Genomic DNA, 26,863 nt, shown 5'->3' with positions numbered 1-26,863 from the left:
GGCCGTCGTACCGGGTTCCCGTCAGGCGATGCGCCTCGTGCACGTCGTCGTGCGCTCTCGGCTGGGCGTCGGCCAACTCCGGCCGGGCCGGCATATCCGCGGGCACCGCGATGTGCACCACGGCCGCCACCCGCTCCGGCTGGGGCATCACCGCGACGTCCAGCGTGGTCGGCACACCAGCACCGAGGCCGTACGGCGCTTCGAGCGACACGGTGTAGGCCACCGGATACGACCACACGTCGGCTTCTCCGCGGTAGTCGATCGCCTCGCGGGTGCCGCCGCCGCGACCGGCGTGTGCCACCCGGGTGCGGCCGGAGCCGAAAGTGAAGTCCACGCCTAGCCCGATGTCGGTCCCCGGCACGATGTTCGCGGTGTCGATCGTGATGTCGGCCAGCGACAGCTTGAGCGCCCGGCTGTTGGTGATGCCCTGCCTGAGATAGGTCAACGTGCGCGAGTCGCTGGTTACCGCCATCGACACGTCGTTCCTACGCCCGACGTATCCAGGCGGCCGAGTGGCCTCGACCCGCAGGCCGACCGCGTACTGCCGCCCGGCGAGGCGGAACTCCATCCGCGCCGGGGTGAACCGCAGGTCGTCGACCATGTTCGCCACGATCTCCCATTGCAATCTGTCGTCTAAGTCGGCGCGGACCCGGATGACCTCGGCGGGATCGAGCCGGACGCCGCGTCCGCGCAGGACGGCGAGGAGGTCGTCGAACTGAGCGCGCGCACGGTCGAGCACGGTGGCGACGCCGGGGGCGGCGAGTACGGCGTGAATGCCGAACGGCTGGTCGGGCCGCAGCGTCGCCGGAACCTCACGTAGCTGCGCGACACTCGCGCCAGGAGCCGATGGCGGGTCACCGACGAGCGCCGCCTCGAACCGGTCCGCGTCGGTGGCGGGAACACGCACGTAGACGTCGCCGTGCACCGTCCTGCCACGGAGGTGCCCACTGATCGGGGCCGACGTGTCAACTTCGACCCGGCTGCCCGCACGAAGCCGGAACAGCACGGTGCGGCCGTGGTCGGTGAACGTGCGGTAACTCCCGGCCCTGGATCGGCTCTCCGACGCCAGTCTTCGGGTGGTGGACGCACTCACCGTCAAACCCAAGCTGGCGGAGACCGGACCGGAGCTCAGTCCGGTGCCGCCCGTGATGGCGGCATTGGTCGAGCTCGATGTGCCAAACGAGGGCACGTCCTGCGCGATCGCGATGGCCATGCCCCACAGCGGCACGTCACTCTCACCCAGCCGTTGCACGGAGTACACCTCGGGCTTGCCAAGGACGATCCGCCCGCCGTGCACCGTGCCGGGCAGCGGTGCCGGGAGCCGCGCGCCCTGCGACGTCACGCCGTGGGCGAGCCACCTGCCCCCCTCCGCGAGAACCTCCTCGGTGGCCATCAGGTCCGACGCCCGCGAGCGCAGGTCGGCCATGGCCCTGAGCTGAGCTCGCGTCCCAGGATGGCGGAAGGTCCCGACCAGCGAGTCGGAGACCGCGTCCAGCGAGTTCATGACCTGTTCCCGGCCCGACGCCAGCAGATCGGTGGCGACCACCACGAGATTGGCGCCGACGACCGCGGCGGAGTTGCCGACCGGCCGGATCGGCCCGTTCTCGTCGGTGCTGCCGACCGGGAAGCGCAAACGCAAGGCGCTCGGCGCGAGACTGACGTGGGACCGCCGCTTGGCGCGGGCAACGAGGGGCGTGACCGATGTGTGCACGGCGACATCGGCGTCGAATGCCGCCGCAGACGCCTCGTGGGTGAGCGCGCGGCGGAAGACCGCCCGTGCCGCCATCGCCACGTTCGTGGTGGTGATCGTCTGCCCGACCCCTACCTGGCCGCCGATGACGCCCGGCGGCAAACCGGCCGAAGCCGAAGCCGATACGGTACGGCCGTGGTCACCGGTCCAGGTGCCGAAGCCGATCCCAGTGATCGCCAGGCGGCCCGTGTGCTCCAGCGTGGCGGGGTCGCGCGTAGCGCCCTGCGCATGCTCCGCGGTGCCACGCAGGTCGAACGACAGCCGCAGGTCGACCCAGCTCGCCTCGTCGCCCTCCCCCACGACGACCCCATCGCCGGTCAGCAGCCGTTCGAGGGTCAGCATCGATCCGTAGCGACGCATCAGCTTATGAACCGCGGACACCACGGGACGGCGCAGCTCGGTCGGCAGGTCGCGGGTGGCCAGCGCTGTGATCGCCTCGGTGGCTTCGGTGTCGTCGGTCGGCGAGCTGCCCATGATCTGCTCAACGCGGCCCTCACCGAGAATGCCGCGTTGGGTGAAGTACGACGGCGGTGATACCTGGCCTCGCGCGGTGTTCCAGGCCGCAGTGACGAGGGCGTCGTGCGCTTCTTTGGCGACCCAATATGCCTGCTCCGCCTCCTTCACCGCGTCCACCGCGACCGGGGCGACATCCGGATTGAGGATCAGCCACTGTTCGGCGACCTCCGCCCAGTGGGCCAGGCCACCGTCGGGCTCGCCGATGTCGGTGGACAACGACGCCGAGGCAGCGCTCGTGACGACACCATCGGCGGTCGGCGTCGTCGCGGCGTGCCGCTCTTCCCACTCGTCGAGTCGTCGTGCGAGTTCCTCCCGCGATGCCCTGATCGCGTCCGTCTCCCACTCCGCGGGCAACTCTCCTACGTCGTCAGGGGCGGCTCGTCTCCCGCCCGGGGTGTCCTCCGTCGAGCCGACGTCGACGACCGCGGATGCTTCGGCGAGCAACCTGCCACGGTGGGAGATCGACAACGATATCCTCGGCGTCTCGTCGGCTGGGTCCTCGTAGCGCAGCTCGGCGAGGTGAGTCCCCCTGCCGTGCCACAGAGCCACGCGCTCCGGGGCCTCCTGCAGGCGGGCGGCCCTTGCCGCGTCGAGTCCGCCGCTGAGCAGTGCGCGCAGCGCTGCGCGATTTCCGGAGCGGTCGTCCGGACTGGCCGCTGGGAGCAGGGTCAGCGCGCGTGGTCCCAGGCGCCGCTCGACGTCGCGAAGCAGTCCGTCGATCGGGAGGTAGCGCGGCCCGTCCGGGATCGACAGCAGTTCACCGGCCCGAGCGGGCAGGCCCGCACCATCCGCCTGGCCAGCCGCTTCCTGCGACGCCGAGGTCACCGGCACGGGGATGCCAAGGTCGGCGAGGGCCGAGCTGTCCGCGAACAGCCACATCGGGTCGTCGGGTTCAGACGTCACGGGGTGACCTCGTCGGTTTCCGCGGAACTCGGGCACGACCACCCAGCGAGGAACGGAACGAACCCGGTAGTGCACTTCTTCGGCAGCGTCCTTGCCGCTGGCGTGTGGTTTGCCCAAGACCTCGTTGGTCATGGCTTTGGACGAGTTCGCGATCGGCAACAGCGTGGACACCAGGTCGATCCCGGGAACTCTGGAACCGGGGGCACCTGGGGGAACCGCCGCCAACGCCGTGCCCGCCATCAGGCCGTACTCCACGTTCGAGGTGTTCGTAGCCGACACCGACGTGGTGCCCGTTCGCTGGATTCCCCCTGGCTGCACCGCCTCAACGACCCGATGGGACAGATCCAGGCGCACGGTCAGCGCCCGTAGTTCTCCTCGTGTGAAGGTAATCCGGTAGCCCTCTTCCGACAGCAGCGCGGGCAGTCGTCCGGCGCGCAGGTGTACGTCGAGCGCTGTCGCGAGCCGGTGCGACGCCTGCGGTCGGAGCTGTGACCTCGTCGACCCCGGCTCGCGCACCACCAAGTCCACTAGCCGGTACAGCGCGACCGCTGGATGTGCCAGCATGACCAGTACCGACTGCGGGCGGAGCCGGACGGGCTTGCCCGCCTCGACGCGCTCCCGGCGCCACCAGCCGGGTACCTCGCTTACGGGCTTCACCGGTTCCAGCTCCGCCGGAGCCAGCACGGAGCGGGCAGCATCCGCAATGGTGAACGAGACCGGACCGCTGGACCCGCTGAGGTACTTGCCGTCGCCCCCGGACGCCAGCGGCGACACCATCATGCCCAGGCGCGAGCGAGCGGCATAGGTGCTGACCTCGACGGTGATCTCCAGGTCATGCACGAACCGCACTCGGTCGGCTGTCGTCGCGACACGGACACCGTCGCGCCGATCGTCGGCCCTGGTGCGTGCCGAGGTCGCTTCGCGGTGGGCGGCCAGCCGACCGCCGGTGGACGCGTACGTGTTGGACGATTCGCCCAGCGGGGTCATCGCGGACGCGACCAGGTTGACCTGACCGGTGTTGCTGTGGGTGGCCGTCGTCCTGGCTCGGTGCCTGCTGCCCCTTGTCGTGCTCATCTCGAAGCCTGGTACCCGGTCGAGGTACCGGCCCTGGCCGAGCCGCGCGATGATTTGAACGCGATGTTCGATCTTGCCGATGGCGACGTTCTGCGGCACGAAAAGGCTCAGGCCGCCGTTAAGCATGCGATCGAACGCCTGGCCGACTCCGGCGTTGGCCAGTTGGTCCTCGACCAGCTCCTGCATGCTGCGGGCGCTGCGGTATGCCTGGGCGTGTGCCTCGACCGCGCTGGAGATGTGCTCCAGCGTGGCAGTCGCCGCCTCCGCGGTGTGCAACTGCACGTGGCCGACCCCGTGCCCGACCATCGCGGGCGCGACCGGGCCCGGTCCGGACTCACCCGCCGGATAGGCGGAGGCCGGACCTGCCTTCGCCACTCGCGCGGCGTCCTCCGGCGTGAGCATGGCCATGCTGTCTGCGTCGAGCTCCCCAACGGTGTGAATCTCGCTGGCGGGCACCCACATCCGCTCTGCGTCGGCGACGAGCGTGGCCTTGCGCGCCGCGCTGAGGTCCTGCGGGGACGAGCCGCGATGCCGGAATCCGAGGGCATCCCACCAGTCGTGGCGCGCTGCCGCCCGAACCTCCGTCTCGGTGTCGTAGGACACGAGGTAGCCGCGAGTCGTGCGCGACTGTTCGCCGTCCTGGGTCGCGGTGTTGGTGGTGCTGCGTTCTGTGGCGTTCTTGATCTTGTGCGAGTACTCCAGCCCGGCAGTGCCGCGAGCCACGCCCCAGGTGCTGATGGCCAGGTTGCGCTGGCTCACCAAGTAGGCGGCCGAGCGCTGCTCCCGTTCCTTGGCGGCGACCCGGACCGAGGCCTGCGAACGGAACTGGTGCTCGTCGTCGACGGCGAGAATGCGCGGATTTCCGCGGTAGCTGAGCAGGTCGACGCGGGCGATCGGCTCGCGCCAGCCAGCCAGTCCCCCGGTGCTCGGCCTGCGCAGTTTGAGGGTGTCCCGCCACACCGCAGCGATGTCGAACCGGTTGATCCGCGTGGTCGGTTCCGTCCACGCCTCGAGCGCCGCCGGGCTCGCGTCGTGCTGGTCGACCTCAGGCCTGGCACGGTCGTTGGCCCCGAGCCAGCGGCGCGAGACGTGCTCGTCGAAGTTGCGTCTCTTGGTTCCTAGCCACGGGCGGCGTACGACGTTCCAGACCGAGTGCGTCCTAGCGCTGTCGAGCATTCCGGTGATGGTGGTCAGCAGCCTCGGCGTCGGCCGGAAGGCCACGAGCTCGTAGTCGACGGGCAGGTGGCCCGCTCGGGCGAAGCGGGGCGCCCGGTCGTCGGTCTTGCTGCGCCAGACGCCGTCGTCGGCCGTCGGCCGGTAGTCGCGCTCGGACCCGTGCAGCCGCGGCGCGCGCACCTCGACCGAGGTGCGCAGGCTCGGTTCACCGTGCCAGTCCAGCACCGGCGTCGGTTCCGCCCACCGGCCGCCGATCGACACCGCCACGTCCATGTCGTACATCCACCGGTGCGCCTGGCCCGAGGATGAGCGGTCGACCGAACTAGTCGTCACCGATCCCTCGTCGGTGTCGCGCTTGACGCTGTAACCCGCGGCGCCGTTCACATACGCCCGGACCGCGCCCAGCGTCGCCCGCCCGGAGACCGTCATGTCCGCATCCCACTCGACCGCTCGGCCGCGGGAGACCAAGTGCTCGTACTTCACGGTCGTCTTCAGGCTGGTCGTCTCGCCCACGACCGGCCCCCGGTACGGTTGCTCGGCGGGCCAGATCGTCGCGCTCAGGAAGATGTCGGGGTACCCGCGGTGGTAGGCGCTCAGCGGGAACTTGACCGCGTCGGCCTTCGTCGCCAGCTCACGGGTATTGCGTGCGACGAACAGCCGCATGTCGGCGGCGATCTGCGCCAGGTGCCGTGACCGGACCCGCCTTTCGCGGGACAAGCGCTGCAACACCGGCCCGACGATCGCGTCGACCTGTCCGGCATCCATCTCGAAGCTGGCCGCGATCCGGTGCCGGACCTGGTCCGCCTCCTCCGCCGTCGGCGTCGGCTCCGCGGGCTGGTCCGCGGCGGGCTCGGCGTCGACCATGGCCTCGTCCGCGAGGACCTCGATCGCGTCCTCGTCGTCCGCTACCTCGGGCGTGTCCGGAACACGCATCCAGACCACGGCTTCGGCATCGATGCGGTCCGCGCCGCCGGTGCGAGTGGCCGGACTGTGATAGCGGAGGTCCAGGGTCGTCTCGTCGCGGGCGAGAACGTCGAGCACATAGATGATGCCGAACCGCTGGCGTTCCAGCTCACCGTCGAAACGCTGGGTGACGTCGCGCGTGTGGTCGTGCGTGACTCTCGTCAGGTCCCCAGATGTCTTTGCGATGCCGAGCGCCGGTTCGACCATTATGGTGGCCGGCCACGCGATGGGTGAGACGCTACCCAACCCGCGCATCTGCAAGCCCTGCCGACGCTGAACGGAATGCTCGTCCTTGTAGGTCTCGGTGCGCGCGTCGGTGTGCTCGGTCTTCGCCGTGACCCGCGCGACATCCGCTGTACGGCTGGCCCGGTCCGCCAGCCGGACGACGACCGACGTACCGATGTGATCGTGGAAGTCGAACCGCCCACGGACGGACTGACCGGCGAACAACCGCGCGGCGTCGTGTGGCATTCCTTCCAGCCAGGTACGGAACCGGCGGACCTCCGGGTCGTTGACGCGGAACCCGCCGACCCGCGCCGACGTGCGGTCGAACAGTGCGCGGATTCCGGTCAACTCGGCGTGGTCCACGGCGTGCGTCACGGGGTCCGTCACAGCGGCGGTGACCGGCGAGCCGGGGTCAGCCCAGGTGAGCCCCACCGTCAGGTTCGACTCGGCGAACGAGACTCGGGAGTCGTCGTCCGGCCACCGGACCTCGACGCGGTAGCGCACCAGGTAGGCCTTCGGATCGACCACCGACGCCGACTCGACCAGCCGGTCCGAGCGGCGTCCCAAGCGGGTGAAGCTGAAGCTCGGCGACCGGGAATTAAGCAGGCTACCCGCCCTGAGCTCAAGGCCGCCGTGCGGGAGCGGGACGCGGACCGACCACGGCAGCGCGCTCGGCCCGGTCTTGCCGGTCTCGGCCGTCGTGCTGAACGTGCGCGGGACATTGCCCGCGACGTAGTGTGCCGATTCCTCGCGCAGTTGCTCGTGCTTGTCCACGTCGACCGCGCGCCCCGTGTCGGCCAGAAGCATTCCCGTGTCGGCGACTCCCACCACCGTCACGGAGATCTCGGGCTCGGAGTCACCCACCTTCGTACCGAGCTGCACGAGGTGCCCGCCGTCCACGGACTCGCCGAAGGCGGCGCGTACGTCCTCGTTGGACAACATCGACTCGACCTGGGCGCGGTAGGAGTCCGCGGTGTCGCCGAGCACCTCCAGCACCGCCGCCCGCAGCGGGGCCGCATCGGGCGTGAACTGCATCCGCGGACGGGCATCGCGCACGCGTGCCAGCAAGTGCTCGTTCGCCGGGTCGAAGGTTCTCCATTCGCCGTCGTCACGGCTGTGCACCGTCGTGCCGTCGTCGGACAGTCGCACCGCGTTCGTCGGCGCGACCACCCGCACCGGCTGACCGCGCAACTGTGCCAAAGCCGTCGCGAAGTCACCTGCAACGCCGTCCGGGCCGCCCGCGCGACAGACCACCAACGGCACCACGTCGACGTCCGCGGGTAGCACGCCATCGTCGACCACACGACGAGCCAGCGCCCGCCCGTCGAGCCCAACCGAAAGCCCCGGGCCGTTCTCGTCGCCGTGCGCGAACACGAAGAACGGCCGCGCGCCACTCCACGGCGCAACCCCGCGACGTACGCGCGTCCGCGTCAAGACCGTCCGCTGCGCGCGACGCCGAGCCCCGCCGGGAACGTGCGACTCGACGAAACCCGGCGGCCCGTCCTCGCCGCCGACGAACAGGTCGGCCAGCTCGGGCAGCCGCGCATCACTCGCCCTATGGAACACGACCCCCACCACCCGGTTCGCGGCATCACGCACCGGCCTTGCGTGGACCTCGCCCGGTTCACTGCCGCCCGCGAACCATCCCTGCTCGCCCGGAACCGCCGGTAGCCCGATGACCGCCAACGGATCCAGCCCAGCCTGCTGCACCGACACCCGGCGCGGCCCCACGGCCACGACGTCGGACGCGGTGACGGTACGAACGGTCGGTTCAAGGCCCGCGGGCGTAACGGTGACGGACGCGGTGAAGTCGTAAACCCAGCGGTGCATGGTGAATCGCCCCGAAGCCAGCCCGGACGCGGGCGTGACGACCAACTCGTCACCACCGACGGAACCCAGGTAGGGCATGGCAGCCGGGGTCAACGCCGCCTCCACGACGACGGAGAGCTCACGATCACCCTCCCGCAAGGCGAACTCCACCGGTTCACCACGCGGAAAGCGCAATCGGGAGCGGGCGGCCGCGAACTGTGCCGTGAGGACAGCTCCCACCCGCGGCGGGTAACCCGCGTCGGCCAGCGCGCGGAGCGCGGTCTGCAGGAGCGCAACCCCGTGGCTGGATCTGGTGGGCGTACCGATGTGGGCATCACGCACCCACTCCGCCTCCGAGCGCAACTCACGGTGATCGGTCCCCGAGATCGACGGCTCGTCGAGCACCCGGCTCACCGCACCCTCGAACTCCGCCGTGATCGGCAGATCGTGACGTTGCCCGCTTTCCTCCGGGTCGAGCGGTATCAGCCGAGCTCGGAGCCTGCCAGGGACATACTGCCGCCGATGCACGCCTCTGCGCCAGAGCAAGTCGTGCCCCGCACCGTTGGTCCGCCCCAGTGGCAGTTGCGTCGCGTGCTCGGTGATGTCGACGGCCTCTTGACTCATACTCACAGTCACGGCCACGGTGGCTTCGTGACCGGGCATGCCGATCCGGGCGGTGAGAGCTTCGCCGCTGGTGAGCGCCCTGGCGCCGGCACCTGTCCGCAGGCTGTCGATCCAGCGCGCGAGCTGGCCGGTCACCTGTGGTCGATGACGATCCAGGCCGTCCTCGACGAGTGCCGTGTGCAGCTGCGGTCCTCCGCTGATCTCCGCCAGAGCCCACTCGGTCGCGGCCGTCGGTGTACCCGCCGCATAGGTGACCCGGCGGCTCGGCCAGGACAGCGCGACCGGCACGTCGACCTCCCTTTCGGCGACCCGGTGCGGGTCAGGCGGCAGGTCCGGCCAGCGGACGAACATCCGGTAGGTGGCTTCGGCGAGGCCGGGACCGGTCCACCTCAGCAGGATGACCGCCAGCGTCACCTCCACCCTGGGCGTTCCGTTCTCGCCACCCAGCCGCACCAGCACACCGCCGTGATTGAGCATCTCGCCGAAACGCGCCGTGACCACGGGGTCCGCGAAGTCGACGTCGAGCTGCGCCCGTACGGCCGGGAGCCAACCGGGGCGGCGCGAGTCGGTCGTGACGTGGCCCAGCAGCTCCGAGAGCCCCCGGCGCAACGGCGTGGCGTCGACGAGAGCGCCGAGCGGCGGCCGCACCCACCGCGCCCGCACCGTCGCCTCGCTCGCGGACGGATGGAACGTACGGAACGTCCCAGGTGCGTCCACGCCCACCATGCCGACAGAGGTGCTCATGACGGTGGTCGTGGCGAAGACACGTCGGTCGAGGCCAAACGTGCGCAACGCCGTGCTGAAGGACGCGGCAGCTCCCTCGGGACGGAGGAGGCTGCCGGAACTGCACGCCCACAGCGTGATCGAGGAGTATCTCGCGGCCTGCCGCAGCCACCCGTGCCGATCGAGCAACTGGGCGAAATGGTCACCGGTCCACCGCACGCCATTGCGGTTGCCACCGAAGGTCGACTCCGCTCCGTGGATCGAGACAACGAACGTGTCCGGCCTGCCGGATATGAGCGGCCACCTGGGCGACGACCAGTTGCGGACGTTCGCGATTGCGCCTGGGGCGAACGACGCCTGGCGGGTGAGGTTGTTGCGCGCGGGCCAGGTCCCTGAACCCAGCAACCGAAGGGTATCGGCGGCGGCCATGCCGCGGTCGCCGGTGAGGTCGACTCCCACGACCCGGCCTGCCGCGTCGCGCAGCACCAAGGAGTTCAGGCTCTGGTGATCGAATCCGACCGTCTCCAGGTGCGGATGGACGATCTCCCACCGACCATGCTCGATCTGCAGGCTGGAGTCGACGACGGAGACCACGCCGGTCGGGGCGACGACCTGGACGTCCCAGTCGAGGGCGCGGCCAAGCACCCCGGCGAACTCCGCCGCACCGCCATGATCCGGGCGAGCCGATCGGGAGGCGACGAGGTGCACCATATTGACCGGTGCCGGCGCGCTCGTACCCGATGCCACTTCATGCTGGTGATGGATGAACGTGGCCAGTTCGGTGCCGGAGTAGACCGCCGTACCGCTCGGGGTCTGAACCAGGAAGCGGCCATGCTCGTCGGTGTCCACGAAGACGAACAACACCGAGGACACCGACGACAGCCACCGGGCAGAGCGAATGCGCGCGGCGTCGCGCACGACATCCGGACGCTGCAGGCGAAATCCAACCAGTTCCCCGTTCGGTCTGCGTAGCTGCCAGTTGGGTACGGCGGCCGGGCGTACCGGGAACAGGGCGGCCTCCCTTGCGGCCGTCACCTGTTCTTCCGCCTGGTGGTCGTAACGACGGACGATCCCGCCATCGTGGACGACGACCGCAGGCCCCTGCGCTCCGTCGAACACGTGCAGGCGCGCTCCGGTCGATGGTGCGAACACCGGCAGGTTGGCCAGGGTGTCGTAGTCGAGAGTCTGCTGGAACAGTCCGGCGAAGGACTCCGGGAGGCGATAGCCGTCCGGGGTGTCATGCCACAGAACGACGGAGGTCCCCAGCGCGGCGTAAGGGCCCAGTACCTGACGGTGGAGCTGTCGCGCGAACACCGCACCCGGCCCGTCGGGGCCGCGCGCTTCGGGCCGCTCGGTCTGGAGGAACACGAAGAATGCATCGCTGCCGTAGCCCCACGGCGCGGGCTCGTCGCTGATCGGCACAGCGCTGTCGCCGTCGAACGTCACCACCCTCCCCGGAGCCGCCTCCACCAGATGCAGCGCCCGCAGCCGATCGGTCACTCCCGCACGGCCGTGGAACACCGCTCCTCGCACCTGGCCGCGCACGAACAGCGGCGAGAACGTCTCGTCACCGTCGGCGAATGGCTCCGCGAGCACCGTCCACGAGGCGCGATCGTCGGGCGACACTGTGCCCGCTGTCGTCGCCACCACCGGCCGGTCGTCGGCATAGAAGGCGGTGAGTACCTGCTGGAACGCTTTCGCGGGCGAGTTCGAGCCCTGCCGCCGTGGTGTGGCGGCATCAGGCGTCACCAGGACGTAGCCCGTCCCGCGATGGTCGGCGGGCAGAGCGCCCTGGACGGTGTGTGCGAACTCCGCACCGTGCTGACCGATCACGCCATCGGGCCCGTGGACGGCGAACCCGATCTCGTGTTCGTCTGCGAAGACCAGGATCTCATCGTCGGCCACGCCCGGCCAGCCACCTACAGCCAGCCACCGCGCTTGCGCAGCCCGCGTGCTTCCCTGCGGGTGGAAGTGGATGCCGCGCAGTCGTCCGTCGGAATCGAACAGCAGCTCGCCGGTCACCCCGCCGATCGGCCGTCGCGCGACCTGGGGCGCGGACTCGCCCAGCCCCGACGGCGCCAAGGTGCCCGGCACGTCGGTCGGGCCCCTGTCGTGCCAGGTTGCGGAGGGGGTGCCTGACGCGGTCGAGCGCCGGTGAAGTCTGGGCCCGTCCTGCGGCTCCTGGCCGTCGTCCGGCAGCGGGTCGAAGCCGGCCCGCCGCACCGATGCCCGGCGCGGTCCAGCCACCAGCAGATCCGGCAGCGCGACGGACTCGATGCCCGGCAGCATGGTCGGCGACGTGACGGTGACGGTTGCGTCGAAGTCGTACGCCCAGCGGTGCGCGGGGAAGGGGTCGGACGACGGTCCCTCCGTACTGGTGAGCAAGAACTGGCGCTGCTCTACCGGGCCCCGATAGGGCATCGCGGCGGGTACCAGTCGAGACTCGACGACCACTGATATCCGCCCGTCGAGCAGTGGCAGGGTGAACTCCGGCTCGATCCTGCGTGGACCTCGCATCGTCCAGGCAGCCGCGAACATCTCGTTGAACGAACCGCCCGTCAGGTCCGGGTGGCCTGCTCTCACCAGCGCGGTCGTGGCGAGCAGCCGGACGGCTTGATACGCCTCGTCACTCATCCATGAGCCGACCGAGGCGTCCCGCACCCACTCCGCTTCGGAGCGCAGTTCGTCGACATCGGTACTGACCGCCGGCTCGCCGACAGTCTGGACCATCGCGTCCTCGAGAACAGCGATCACCGGAACCTGCTGACCCCACGTGGCTTGGTCCGTCAACGTGACTCTGACGGACCCGAAAACGTACTGCCGCCGTTGTTCACGGGTGCGGAGGATGACGCCGTACACCGCACCGACAGTGCGTCCGAGTGGGATGTCCTCGGCGTCGACTCGCACCTGCGTCGCGTCCTGGTCCAGCTCCGCCGTGACCGCTGCCGTGATGCCGGACTGCGGCCCGCCGATCGGGATGGTCCGTGACTGCCCGTTGACCAGGTCCCGCGCGGCGTCCCCGGTGAACGTCGTCTGGACCGAGCGCTCGACCTGGTCGGTCAGTTGCGGGTTGTTCCGGTCACGGTCGCCGAGCGCGCCTCCGAGAAGGAGGGTGCGGTGCAGGGAAGGCGCTCCGTGCAGCCATACGCGCCCCCACTGGTGCGGCGCCCAGGGCGCCTGCCACTGACGAGTCCTGCTTTGCCAGTCGGACTCGAGCCGTATCACCAGGTCGGCCTCCCCGACCAGGACCCGGGGCGCGTCCCGTGGCTGGTCCGGCCACCGGAGATCGATCTGATACGTCGTCTCGTACCGGTCGTCACCGATCGACCGCAGCGCGATCACCTTGACCGTGACCTCGGCCCGCGGTGCAACTGCGCCGCCGCCCAGCTGAACCGGGGTGCCGCCACGGTCGTGGACGTATCCGGCCTGCCCGCTCATGGTGTGATCGGAAAAAAGAGCGTCGGCCTGACGACGTAGCTCGGCAAGGCTGGCCCCAGTCGCGCCGCGCGCTAGGAGGTCAGCGATCTCCTGGCGCAGCGGTGCGGCGTCGACCGTGGCGGTGACCAATGGCCGTTCCAGCACGGCTCTGCGTGCCAACTCGTACCCGGACGGGTCGACGGTGCGGAATCTCCCGGGCCCGTCCACCCCCCAACTCTCGTCTGTGACAACGAACTCCGTGGTCGGAGCGAACACCGGCCGGTCGAGGCCATGTCGCCGTACCGCCCTGGCGAACACTTCGGCCGCCGAGACCGGTGTCTCCACCGCACCGGTTGCGGAGGCCAGCAGCGTGATCGACGAATGGTTCGCGGCCTGCCGCAGCCAGCCGTGATCGTGCAGGAGCAGCGCGAGTTGCTCCGGTGTCATATGGATCGCCGCACTGTTCACAACGAAGTTCAGTGGACGTCCGTGGATCGCGACGAAGAAGGTGTCGTCGCTGCCCAGCCGGTTGACCCATCGGGGCTTCGACCAATGACGGACAACCGCTCCCTCGTCCGGCTCGAACGTGGCGTGCCCTCGCCTCGACTCGCTGAGCGAGTTCACCACGACGTGGTCACGGTCCACCGACAGGTTCACGCCCACGACGCGGCCGTACCTGTCGTGCAGCGGCACGGCGTCCAGCCAGATCCGGTCGACTCCGACCCTGGGCAGTACCGGGCGAACGGCCTCCCAGCGGCCACCCCGGACGTCGACGCCTGACTCGCCGAGCACCACCCGTCCGGTCGGGGCGAACACCTCGGCGTCCCACCCGAAGTCCCGGTCGAGCTTCCCGGCGAACTCCGCGGCGCCACCGTGGTCAGGCCTGCCCGACCAGGATGCGACGAGACGAATCCCGCGCACCGACTCCCCTGCGGCGTCTCCGGTCTCCTGGCGGTGCGCGAGGTGCACCACCGTGGCCAGTTCGCTGCCCGAGTACGCGAACAAGCCGCCGGGGGCCCGGACCAGGAAACGCCCGTGGGTGTCCACGTCGGCGAACACATACAGCGTTGGCTGCACCGGTCCTGTTGCCGCGTAGTGGATTCGCCAAGCGTCGCTCCGGGCATGCGGCCCGGACAACCGCAGTCCGACCAGCCGCCCGTCAGGGGTCCGCAACGCCCAGTCCGGTTCGACAGCCAACGGCGGCGCCGCCATGCGGGCAGCGACGGCCAGCCGTTCCTCGGCGTGGTCGAACCGGCGTACCGTGCCGCCGTCGTGAACGACCATCGCCGGACCGCCCGCACCGACGTGGACCCCGAGCTGGGCGCCACTGGACGGCGCGAACACGGGCACGTTCCGCTCGGCGGACTCGCTCAGAGCCTGCTGGAACTGAGCGGTGAAGGAATCGGGCACCCGGTAGCCGTCCGAGCTGTCCTGCCACAGGACGACGTCTCGCGTGGGCGGGATGACCGGTCCCAGGCGATCGGCAAGCACCGCACCGGGTCCCATCGGTCCGTGTGCTGCGGGCCGATCGGTCTGGACAAAGACGAAGAACGCCTCGTCCGCGCCACCCCACGGCACAGGATTGTCCGCCGCGGGTGATCCAGTCTCGCCCTCGAGGGTCAGCAGCCGCCGCGGCTCCGCCTCCACCAGCCGCATAGCGCGCAGTCGGTCCTGCACGCCGTCGCGACCGTGATACACCACGCCTGATATCCGGCCGCGAGCGAACAGGGGCGACACCGCGTCGGATCCGTCCGGGAGTCGGCGTTCCATTCTGTGCCAGGACTCGAGGTTCGCCGGGGAGACGGTGTCCGACGAGGTCGCCAGCACCAGACGGTCGTCGGCATAGAACGACGTCAGGGTCCATTGGAACCACACGGCGGGCAAGCCTGCGGCACCAGGAACCGCCAGCACGAACGGCCGGTCGCCACGGTCGTCGGCCAGCGTCCCGATGACGGTGTGCGCGAACTGTGCGCCGTCCTGCCGGACCGGGCCCGCAGGCCCGGCGACCACGAAGTTGCCGTCGGACAGGTCCGCGAACACCAGGATGGGGTCGTCGAGCCCCGGCCATGATGCGAGCGCGCGCGACCGCGCGTCCTCGGCGTACCGACTGTCGGGACGGTGGAAGTGAACCCCGCGCACCCGGCCGTCGGAGTCGCGGACCAACTCGCCGGTGATGCCGTCGACCGGTCGCAGCACCGTGCGCGGGTCGTTGAGGAACAGCCCGGCGACCCCGGCGTCCGCACGCCGTGGCCCGACGACCATGACCTCGCTAGCCCGCACCGTCCGCTCGTGCCTGGCGCCTACGGCGGTGGTGACGGTGACCGTCGCGTGAAGGTCGTAAGCCCACCGGTGCGCGGCCAGCGACATGACCTGACCGCTGGGCGGCGTGACCATCACCTGATCCTCGGCGAGGGCGCCACGATGCGGCTCGTTCGCCGGGATCAGGCTCGCCCAGACGACGACAGCCGCCTCGGTGCCACTGCGGGACAGCGGGAACTCCGCCACGGGGCCGACCCCCGGCAGCCGCAGGATCGACCGGGACGCAGTCGTGAATCCCTCCTCGAACTCCGCGATGGCCTCGGGTGGGAGTCCGGCTTCGTCGCTCGCCGCTACCACCGCGTCCCAGATGTCGTCGACGTGCACCGAACTCTCCGCGATACCGAGACCGACGTCCCGGAGCCACTCGGCTTCGGCGCGCGCCTCGGCACCGCTCACCTGCCAGGTGCGCGTCGGCGCGGCTCGCTCGAAGAGGGCGCGCACCGGGACGCTTTCGTGTTGCGGCGGGCCGTCGCGCAGGAAGGACGTCATCTCCAGCTCGACCGTCCCGTCGACGTACAGCCGTCGCCTGCCTGGTCGTTGCCAGACGACCTGGTGGCGGCCGTCGAAGGCCGTTCCGCTGACGGACTCGGCGCCCTGCTCCGCGAATAGTTCAGAATCGCCGGACAGCCGAAGCCGAACGATGACATCGGTCAGGTCCTGTCCGGCCAACGTGGTTTGCCGAGACAGACCGCTGACCAGCGCTCGGCCGGAATCGGTGGAGCGCAGGCCGTCGATCCAGTTGTCGACCTGCTGGGTCAACGCCGGCTGGTATTGGTCGGACTCGGCGTTCAGCAGCAGGCCGCGTAGCCGTGTCAAGCCGATGATCCGTGCGGACGTCCAGCCGTCGTCGTCCGGTGGAACGCCGCCGGGCGCGGCCGGCGTCGGCCAGCTGAGCCGCACCGGCACATCCGCCTCGCCTTCGACGATACGGGTCGCATCTGGTGGCAGATCCGGCCATCGGACGGTCAGCTGGTAGGTGGCCTCGTACCGGCCTGTCCCCAGGTCCCGGAGCAACCGCATGGTGGCGAGGACCTCAGCCCGTGGCACGCCGTCTTGCCCGCCGAGCCGCACCAGACGTCCGTCCACGTCCAGCAGCTGGTCGAAGGCCGCCGTCATTGCCTCGTCGGAGAAGGCTGCCAGCCAGTCGGGCCGAAGGCTGTCCGCACCGTCGATGCCGGACAGCAGTTCGCCGAGTTCGCGGCGCACCGGGGCGGCATTCATCGGCTCCACCAGTGCAGGAAGGTCCACTCTGGCACGGTTCGCCGTGGTCAACGCCGACGGGTGGAAGGTGCGCAGAACGCCCGGCGCTTCCGGCCCCCAGAAGTCCGGTCCCATCGAGAAGACGGTGCTCGGCGCGTGCACTCGGCGGTCGAGCCCCAGTTCGTGCAGCGCGGTGCTGAACGACACGGCTACCGACCCGGGGGTGTCCAGTGCTCCCGTGGAGCATGCGAGCAGGGTCATCGACGAGAACCGCGCGGCCTGAGTCAACCACCCCATATTGGCGAGCACCCGGGCGAACTGATCGCCGGTCCAGTTCGCGGAGCCGCTGACGCGGCTGGCGTTGCCGTGCACGACGACGAAGAAGGTGTCGACTCTGCCGAGGGCGTCGACCCATCGCGCCTGCCGCTGGCTGAGCGCGGCTTCACCGTGTATGACCGAGGATCGCTCGAGCCGGGAGTTCGGGGGCCATCGGCCCGCGCCTGTCGTTTCGAGGGCGAGCCGCGTGACCTGATCCCGGCGGCCGGTCAGCGCGACACCGACAACCCGGCCTGCCGAGGTAGTCAGCGGTACCGTGAACAACTCGTCCGTACGCTCGTCCGAGCTGCTTCTGGCCGGACGCATCACCTCCCACTCGCCGTCGTCGACGGAGACCGTGTCGGCGTCCGACCGGGGCAGCCGCACGACGCCCGTCGGCGCGAGCACCTCGACGTCCCAACCGAGCACCGCGTCGAGCTGACTCGCGAACTCCAGGGCCCCGCCCTGGTCGGGACGAGCAGAGCGGGACGCGACGAGACGAACCCGGTCCACGACGAAGCTTCCCAACCGGTCCTGGACGAACATCGCCAGTTCGGTGCCGGTGTATGCGGCCGTGCCGCTCGGCGTCACGACCAGGAATCGGCCGTGCGGGTCGACATCGGCGAAGACGTGCAAGGCCAGCGGCTCGCCCACCGCATAGCGCACCAGACGTGCGTCCAGCTCGGCATCCGGTGCCCACAGCCGATGGGCACGCAGGTGTCCCCCGGCATCGAACAGTTCCCAGTCGGGGTCACCGACCGGTCGGTCCACCGGGAACAGCGCCGCCTCCCTGGCGAGCAGCGCCTGTTCCTCCGCCACCTGGTCGAACCGACGCACTGTGCCGCCGCCGTGCACGACGACGGAGGAGGTCCCGTCGACGCCGTCGACGACCTGTAGCCGGGCGCCCGAGGACGGCGCGAACACCGGCAGGTCGCGGCCGCCGAGGTCTCCGAGACGCCGCTGGAACGCACCCGCGAACGTATCCACCTGCCGGTACCCGTCGGGGCTGTCCCGCCACAGGACCACGGAGTCAACCGTGTCGTCGTACTCCCCGAAACCTGCTGTGTGCATCAGATCTGCCAGCTGCGCGCCGGACGCGGCCCGCGACTCCCGCGCGGGCAGCGGGGTCTGGACGAACACGAAGAACGCCGCGCTCCCGGAACCCCACGGCGCGGCCTGCTCCGTCACCGGGCCGGTGCCGTCACCGACGTGGGTCATGACCCGTCCTGGCTCGGCCTCGACCAGGCGCATCGCCCGCAGCCGGTCCGCCACGCCTTCGCGACCGTGGTACACCGCGCCAGCCAGTCGGCCGTTGGCGTACAGCCGTGAGAAGGCGACGGCATGGGCGGCCATCGGCACGTCGAACGTCCGCCACGACTCCGTGTCGTCCGCCGATACGGTGACCGCGGTCGTCGCCAGTACCAGTCGGTCGTCGGCGTAGAACGTCGTCAGCGTTCGTTGGAACTCTTCGGCGGGCGAGTAGGGCATGCCCTGGCGGGTCTCGGCGGCGCGGGGGACGGCCAACACCACCGGCCGCGAACCGCCGCCTTCGACGCCGAGCGCACCGATTACGACATGCGCGAACCGCGCGCCGGTCTGCCGTACCGTCCCGTCCGGCCCCGTCACGGCGAATCCGACGTCGTCCTCACCCGCGAAGACCAGGATCGGCTCGTCCGGGTCGGTGGACTCGCCCGTCGCGGCCTGCCGCGCCGCCTCGGCCTCCGCACTGGTCGGCGGGTGGAAGTGCACACCCCGCAGCAGGCCGTCGTCGTCACGGATCAGGACGCCCGTGATGCCATCGATCGGTACGGGTGTCGCGACCAGGTCCTCGGCCAGCTCCATGGCGCTGGACGTGATCGAGACCGCTGTCAAAGATGCCGCGTCCGCGTCGATCTCGACGTCCGGTTCGTCGGTTGACGACATGCTGTGCACGGCGGCTGCTTCGGACCGCGGGATGAGGATCGGGTTCGCGCGCGCGAGCGGGTCCAGCCCCGCATCGCGTGCCTTGTCACGACGCGGTGCGGCGAACATAACGTCGGTCAGCGACACGATGCGGTCGACCGGCGCCGCGCTGGCCGTCTCGAGCCGGACGCGCAGGTACAGGTCGAATGCCCACCGATGCGCGGGAAGCTCGACCGGGTCGCCGAACCGTGGGGTGAGGACGATCCGGTCCTCGGCGAACTCGCCGCGGTACGCAGCGGTCGCCGGGGTCGCCGTCGCGCCGATCACCACTGTCGCCTCGCCGCCGTCCCACGACACCGGCAACTCCACCGAGCGCGAATCCAGCGGCCGCAGCCGCGACCGCCGTGCCGCGAACTCCTGCTCGAACGCGGTCACGGCCGGGCGCGAGAGCCCGGCTTCGGCCAGCAGGTCCACGGCCGTCTGCCGGACCGTGTCCAGATGACCTGCGCCGACCGCGACGCCCATCTGCGCGTCGCGCACCCATTCGGCCTCGGCGTCGGAGACCTCCCGTACGGACCTCGCAGGTGGTACGGCCGCGTCCGCGGCGACCACGACGTCGATGGTGATACGCCGCGGCTGCACATCGGGCTGCGACGTGGGCCGTACGTGCACCGTGGCCGTTCCGTAGACGACTCGCCGATGCCTGTCCGCCCGCCTCCACACGATGTCGTGCTCGCCGCCGAGGGTCCGCCCGCCGTGGACCTCCCCGCCTGGCAACGTCACACCCCAGGCGTTCGGACCGAGGGTCAGTGCGACGGTGGCTGTGATGTCGGCATGGCGACCGGTCAGGCGCGTGACGCGTTCGGCGCCGCCGACGAGTGCCGTCGCGGGCTCCCCGGCGCCAAGCGACTCGACCCACCGCACGACCCGGCGCGTCAGCGCGGCGTCGTTCGCGTCGCTCCGATCCGACAGGAGCCGTTCCGGCAGCGCCGCCCAACCGGTGATCCGCGCGGACGCCCAGCCGGCAGGCCCAGGCACCGGGACACTCCGCACGGCGCCTGAGCGAGGCCGTTCGAAGCGGACCACGAGGTCGGCTTCGCCGTCGACGACGCGTGACGTACTCGGCGTCCCGTCCGGCCACCGAACCCGGAATCGCACCATCGCCTGTGTCTGGCCATCGCCCATCGCGCGCATCTGCACGATCGCGACCTGCACTTGGGCCCTCGGCACACGGTTCGCTCCACCCAGCAGCACCACGTAGCCGCCGTAGTCGAGAATGCGGTCGAACGACGCCGTGACCGCGGCATCGGAGAAGACCTCGCTGACCGGTACGCGCGCCTGCCATCCCCGGCCGTCGTCGAGCACCGCGGCCAGTTCGCGACGAAGAGGCGACGCGTCGACGGTTCCCACCGGCGACGGCCGCACCAGGTCAGCGGTCGCCCTTTCCTCGGCGCCCTGCGGATCGAACGTGCGGAACGACCCAGGGGCCGAGGGGCCTACCGCGAAGGTGGCGGTCTTGACCGACGTGAACGGTATCCGCACTGTCGGCATCATCGCCACGTAGGTGTCCGCCGCGTGGACCCGTCGACTGAGCCCCATCGACCTGATGGCCTCCGCGAAGGTCCGTGCAGCCGAATCTGCCCTCAGCCCGCCCACACCACACGCGAGCAAGGTGACCGACGGAAAGTTCGCGAGATGCCCGAGCCATCCCTGGTCGGCCAGGACTCTGCTGAGGTCCTGGCCGGTCCACCGCCCGGAGCCCGGCACGGTGAAATGCGTGCCCCCCGTCCCGTGGACGTCGACGAAGAACGTGTTCGGCCTGCCGGATGAGTCGACCCAGCGCGCCTGCTTCCCGCGGTCGAAACGATGGTTCGACAAGTCGTGCCGCAGGGAACTGCCGAACGTCGTCTCGACCTCCGGGCCGCGGGTCGGCGGCCAGTGTCCCCCACCGACCTCGCCGAGGAAGTCGGAGCTTCCCGCCTGGCGGTAGGCGGTCAGGAGAACGCCGACCACCCGGCCCGCCGCGTTGTGCATGGCCACCGGGAACCACCGGCGTGGGTCCGTCTCCGCAGGCAGGACGCTCGCCCACCCGCCGTCGTCGAACGAGAGCCCCGTCGAACCGTTGCCGTCCGTCGGCACCACACCGGTCGGCGCCATGACCGGGACATCCCAGCCGAAGACCCCCTGCAGCGTCGTGGCGAACTGCGTGGCGCCGCCATGGTCCAGACGGGCTGAGCGGGAAGCGACCAGGTAGATCCGCTGAGGGATGTTGAGCGCGTGCCGTTGACGGACCTGCCGGACGACGAAGGTCGCCAGTTCTGTCCCGGTGTACACCGCCGTGCCGAGTGGGGTGTCGAAAAGGAACCTGCCGTGATCGTCCACGTCGGCGAACACCGCCAAGCCCGAGACGGAAGACACGTAGCGAATCAGGCGTGCGTCACGTTCGTGGTCCGGCGCTTGCAGCCGGTACCCGACGAACCACCCGAGCCGCGTGCGCAGTTCCCAGTCTCGCCTGCCAGTCGAGGCGTTGTCGGCGAAGAAGGCGGCTTCACGAGCACTCAGCGCCTGGTCCTCGGCACGGTGGTCGAACCTGCGGATGATGCCGCCACCGTCGATGACGGCTGCGGCACCGCCCGTACCGTGGCGCACTGTCAACCGCGCCCCGCTCGATGGCGCGTACACCGGACGGTTGCGGCGGGTAAGCCGATCGAGTTCGCGCTGGAAGTCCCCGGCGAAGGACCGGACCGCCTGGTACCCGTCGGGGCTGTCGTGCCACAGCACGACCGAACCCCGCTCGGCGATCGTCGCACCAGCCACTCGATCGATGTGCCTCGCGACGACCGCGCCTGGCGCGACGAGCCCCTGCCGGGCCGGACGTTCGGCCTGCACGAAGACGAAGAACGCATCATCGCCCGGGCCCCAGGGCGCGGCAGTCACCTCCGACTCACCGCTGTCGCCGTCCGCGAAGGTCATCAGCCGGCTCGGTGCGGCCTGCACCAGGCGCATCGCGGCGACCCGGTCTGCCACCGCACCGCGGCCGTGATAGACGGCTCCCGCCGCCCTGCCTCGCGCGTACAGCGGCGAGACCGCGGCCCCGCTCTCGGGGAATCTCTGCGAGAACGACTGCCACACGTCAAAGTCGTCAAGCGCCGAAACCTGCCGGTCGTCGGCGTAGAACGTCGCCAGCGTCCGTTGGAAATCCTCCGCCGGCGACGGAAGGACGGCGTCGCGGCCGGTGCCTGCGCGCTGAACGACCAGCGCCAGCGGCCGGCCGCCGGCGCCACTGGGCAGCGCGGCCATGACGGTGTGCGCGAACCGCGCGCCGTCCTGGCCAACCATCCCGTCCGGCCCGTGGACCGCGAACCCCAGGTGGTGCTCGCCCGCGAACACGTAGATCGACTCGGACGACGTGACGGAGTGGTTGCGTGCCGCATGGGCCGCACGGCTGTCCGGCGGGTAGAAATGCACCCCGTGCAGCCGTCCGTCGGCGTCGAGCAGCACGGTGCCGACAGCGTCGCCGGGCCATTCGGGACCGTCTTCGACCAGATCGGCGGCATGCGCTGAACGGAGGGAGCCGCCGCCGTTGGGGTTCACCGGCTGCTCGCCCGGCAGACCGGTGTCCGGGTCAATCACCGTGGGCCGGATGAACTGAGGACTGGGGCCGCGCTTGTCCAGCAGCCAGAGGTTCGCCGGGGTGACCGCGGCGCTCGGGTGACCGGCCCGCGCGCCCATGATCCCCCGATCGTCCACGACGCGGCCCCGGCCGACGACCTCGACCTCGCCGTCGAGGTGACGGACGACCCTGCCTCTGCTGTGCTGGAAGACGGGCGCGTCCGGCCGGGCGACGAGGTACGTGTCGTCCAGTCCGCCGAAGTGCCCGGCGATCTCGTGCGCGAACTGCGCCGGCGTGGCGTCGACCGGAATCCGGGTCTGGCTGACCGCCGTGCCGGGCCGCGTGGCGGTGATGGTTCCGGTCGCCTCGTCGGGGTCGTCGGTGAACGCGATGTGGACGTTCAACTGGTCGCCGCGCGGCAGCGCATAGCCGTTGTTCCAGATCCGGGCGGCGCCTTCGCGGGCCGCGTCCCGGAACGTCGTGAGGTCGAGGCGGTCGGGGTTGTGTACATACAGTCGGAAGGTGCGGTCCTGCACGACCGTGCCCGGCTCATCGCCCTGGCCGGGGAACTCCAGCCTGCGTACCTCGAAAGCCACCGGGCTTCGCCAGCCTCGGAGCCGCAGCCGCGGGCGGGCACCGTCCGTGGTGACCTGGATCTCGCTGTCGTCGCGCAGTCCGCCCGCCTCGGCGGTGTGCCGGGCTGGCTCCATCAGGTCGCGCACATCGTCTATCCGCGCCGGGTCCACCGGCCGCGGGTGCCGTGCCCACGCCGCCGCCGGGTCGTCGACGGTCCGGTCACTGTGCCGCCAGGACTCGTCGGCCAGCACCCGTTCGCCGTCGGCGCGGCGGACATCCACGCCCGAGGATTCCGCTGGCGGCCGGGGCGGCGAGTCGACCGGCCGCGCCGACCCGCTCGGCCACCCTGGCTCGCCCTCGGCGACGATCAACGGCTCGACCTCGTGCCGTCGTGGCGCGACGATCTCGACCGCGTCCGGCACCGTGATCCTGGCCGTCCCTCCCGGGGCCAGTACGTCTACCGTCAGGTCGTAGGTCCACCGCTGGGCCCCGAACCTTCTTCTGGTCGCCCGAGCGACGTCGGTATAGGCGACGAACTCATCCCGCGCGGGCGCTTGGTGCGGCCTCGCGGCCGGGATGACCGTCGGAATCACCCGGAGGTTGCCGACCGCCACCGCCACCCCGTCGGCGTTGACCAGCCGCGGCATCGCATCCGCGAGCTCACGCACGACGGTCTCGGCCTGAACGGGCGTCATTCGGGCCGATACGACGATTCTGCGCAGTTCGCGTTCCGCTACACCAACGCTGCTCACCACGCCGACGTGGTGTGCTCGGACCCACGCGGCCTCGGTCCGTAGCGCATCGAGGTCTGACGCGATGACGGTGGTAGGCGCGGGCGGGGAGCTGCGCCGTCGGACCGCCTGCCAGGCGACGCCCTCGACGGCCCCGCGCAACTCCTGTGACTGCTCCGAACCCACCGGCGTCACATGGAAGATGGCGGTAAACCGCTGGCTGTGCCGTGCGAGGGCCACCGGCCCGACCCAGCCCACGGCGTGTGCGCCGTCGTGTCCGGTCATCGTGTGGCTGGTTCGTGTGGCGGTCGCCGCCGTCACGGCACCACCCTGCTCCGGATTCACGTTCGGGGCGAAGGCCATCCTGATGGTTCCACTGGCCTGCTCAGGCGGCCCGAAACGTTCGCTGACGGGGTGGCCCTCGAGCAGGTCGCGTGCTCGCCTGCCGGACTCCATCCCGGCCAGCCAGTGGCTCACCGCGGCAATAGCCGTCGGATCGGTCAGGTCCAGCGCCATCGACAACGCACCGAACAACGGGGAGAGCCCGGCGACCTCGGTGCCAACCACGGTCGAGGATCGCAACTGAGGGGACTCGCCGGGGTCCGCACGCCGCTCGACGTGCGACAGCCACATCGGGACCGTCGCCTCGGCCTCCCGGACCTGGACCGGTCTGTCCTGCTCGCCGACCGACGCGATCCTGACCCGGAACCGCACGTCGTGCGCCTGGACGATGCGTCCGCCGGCCCCCTCGGTCAGCGTGACTGTCTCCTGCGTACCGCGTGGTGACCACAGCTCGTGTTCGCTCACCTTGTGCGACTGGTCGGCCTGAGCACGACGCGGCGCACCCACTCCGACGACCTCGACGACGAGGTCCAGGTCGGTCAGCGGATCAGGTGGCACGGCCTGCAGCCGGACGACGGTTCCGCCGGAACGCAGCATGTCCGGTAGACGGCGGGCGACGTCGGAGTCGCCGAGAACCGAGCCGACCTCCCCCAGATAGGAACCGAACACGTTCGGGTCCGTCGGGTTCAGTTGCGCGACGAGGGACCTGACCGTAGTACGCAGACTGGCGGCGTCAGGGAACCCACGAGCCACCGTGAGACCCTGCCGTGCCTGCCGGGCACGGTCGGCGTCCGCGGCGTGCATACGACGGAAGACACCGGGGCCGGTGAACAACAGCCGGACGTTGTGTGTGCTGGAGATCCGCGCGTATGACGTGGCGACATAGACCGGACGGTCGATGCCATATCCCGCCAGTGCCCGTTGGAACTGCGCCGCCTCCGCGTACTCCGGATCACCACCCATCCGAGGACTGTTGGCCGCAATCAGGGCCAGCGCCTTCCGGGCGTCCGCGTGAAAGAGCATCCCGCGTTCACGCAGCAGCCCGGCCAGACTGCCGCCGGTCAACTGCGCGATCGACGTGCCGTTTGAGTCGACCACTTCCAACCGCACCACGTCACCGCGGAACGCGACGGTGTACGGGTCGGCCGTCCCGAGATCGTTGACCCAGGGCGCTCGGCGTCGCTCCGCGATGCTGTCAAGGCGTGCTTCCGCGTACCCGACGACAGCTTGGGGCGGATACCCGGGCATGGTGCGCCACGGCTGGACTTCGTCAGACGCTCGCGATCGGACCATAGCGTCGTACACGGCGTAGTCGCCGTGTACGTGCAGGTACGCGCCGACTTGTCGGCCCGCGGCGTCGTGCACCGGAGTAACCCGCAGACGCCGATCGTCGGCCTTCGCAGGCGTTGCGGACACCATCGTCCATTCGGTGTCACTCAGTTCCATGCGGCCAGCGTTGACGTCAAGGCCGACCGGGCCGGAAGGCGCCACGACGTCCACCGTCCTGCCGTAGACGGTGTGGTAAACGTGGGCAAACTCCGAGACTCCGGAGTTCGCGATGTCGGCGGCGTACGGGGCGACCAGAACGATGGCGTCCCAGATCCGCTCCGGATCCGGATCATGCTCCATCACGATGTCGGCGAACGCCCCGCCCGGCTGAGGAACGACACTGCCCGCAGGCGTGTGCACCAAGAACCTGCCGTACTCGTCCACGTCCACGAACACCAGCAACGCGTTGGACCGCAGGCCCCCTGGCTCGCCCGTCTGCCCATACCGGTAGCCAGAGGCGATATCGACCACCCCGGCCGTGCGTGAGTCCGCCTCTGCGTAGAACAACAGGCCGGACCGACGGCCGTCCGGGCCTTCCAGCCGCTGCGTCTGCCAGGTCAGCCCGGGCTGCGACACCGAACTCAGCCGCTCCTGTTCGGCACGCGTCTCGGCCCCGTGGTCAAATCGACGCCACCGCCCGCGCTCCAGCACCGTGCCGCCATCCGGTCCGAGGGACTCGGTAGGCGCGTACACCGGCAAATTCACGCCGTGCAGGAGCGCCAACGCCCGCTGGAACGACCTGGCAAATCCGTACGGCCCCGCGTCGATGCCTGCGGCGGCGCGCATCAGCACGACGGAACCAAATGCTCGTAGTGGCGGATTCGCCTGCGCGGCAAGACCATCGGCGAGCGCGCGAGCGCCCATGGACGTGTCCTCGTCCAAGACGAGGAAGAAGGCGTCGGGCTGCAACGGTCGATGTCTCTCGCGGTCCCCCCTCGGGCCGCGGACTCGGACGGCGAGACTGACCGGCGGGTTGCGCAACATCCGCTGGGCAGCTACCACGAACTGGTTGTCACCGCGGGTGGATCGCACCGCACCGATCACGCGCCCGCGCAGGTCGGTCAAGGCGGTGAACCCGTGCGCCACGGAGACCGGTCGGGCCGGTTCGCCCGACTCCAGGGACAACCCGCTTAGGTCGATCGGGGTCCGGTCGCCACCGGCTCGTGCGGCGTCCGGCTGCTGGCTGGGCCAGTTCGGCTCGCTGATCGCCTCCCGCTCGTCGGCTCGTTCGCCCGGGGTTGCCCGGTTGGGGATGGCCGCCGCCGTCGAAACCAGATCCTCGACGGCCGGGCTCTCGTGCTTGCCCACTGTCGTCGCGTCCGGCGCGTCGGCTTCCGTCGACAAGAAGTCGGTCAC

The 26,863-nt window shown here is 70.4% G+C and carries 1 protein-coding gene (only partly in view); it reads right to left on the bottom strand.

Features of this window, described 5'->3' with window-relative positions; all coding sequences use genetic code 11:
- Positions 1-26,863 carry the 5' portion of a hypothetical protein gene (locus CFN78_RS16445; protein ID WP_133116367.1) on the bottom strand. The gene continues 3,737 nt to the left of window position 1, outside the view, so 26,863 of the gene's 30,600 nt are visible here — the first part of the coding sequence; its start codon is at positions 26,861-26,863; the stop codon falls past the left edge of the window.

The organism is Amycolatopsis antarctica, from assembly GCF_002262875.1.
GTDB lineage: Bacteria > Actinomycetota > Actinomycetes > Mycobacteriales > Pseudonocardiaceae > Amycolatopsis > Amycolatopsis antarctica.
The sequence above is the reverse complement of the archived record's forward strand: the minus strand, read 5'-3'. Positions and strand labels throughout refer to the sequence as shown.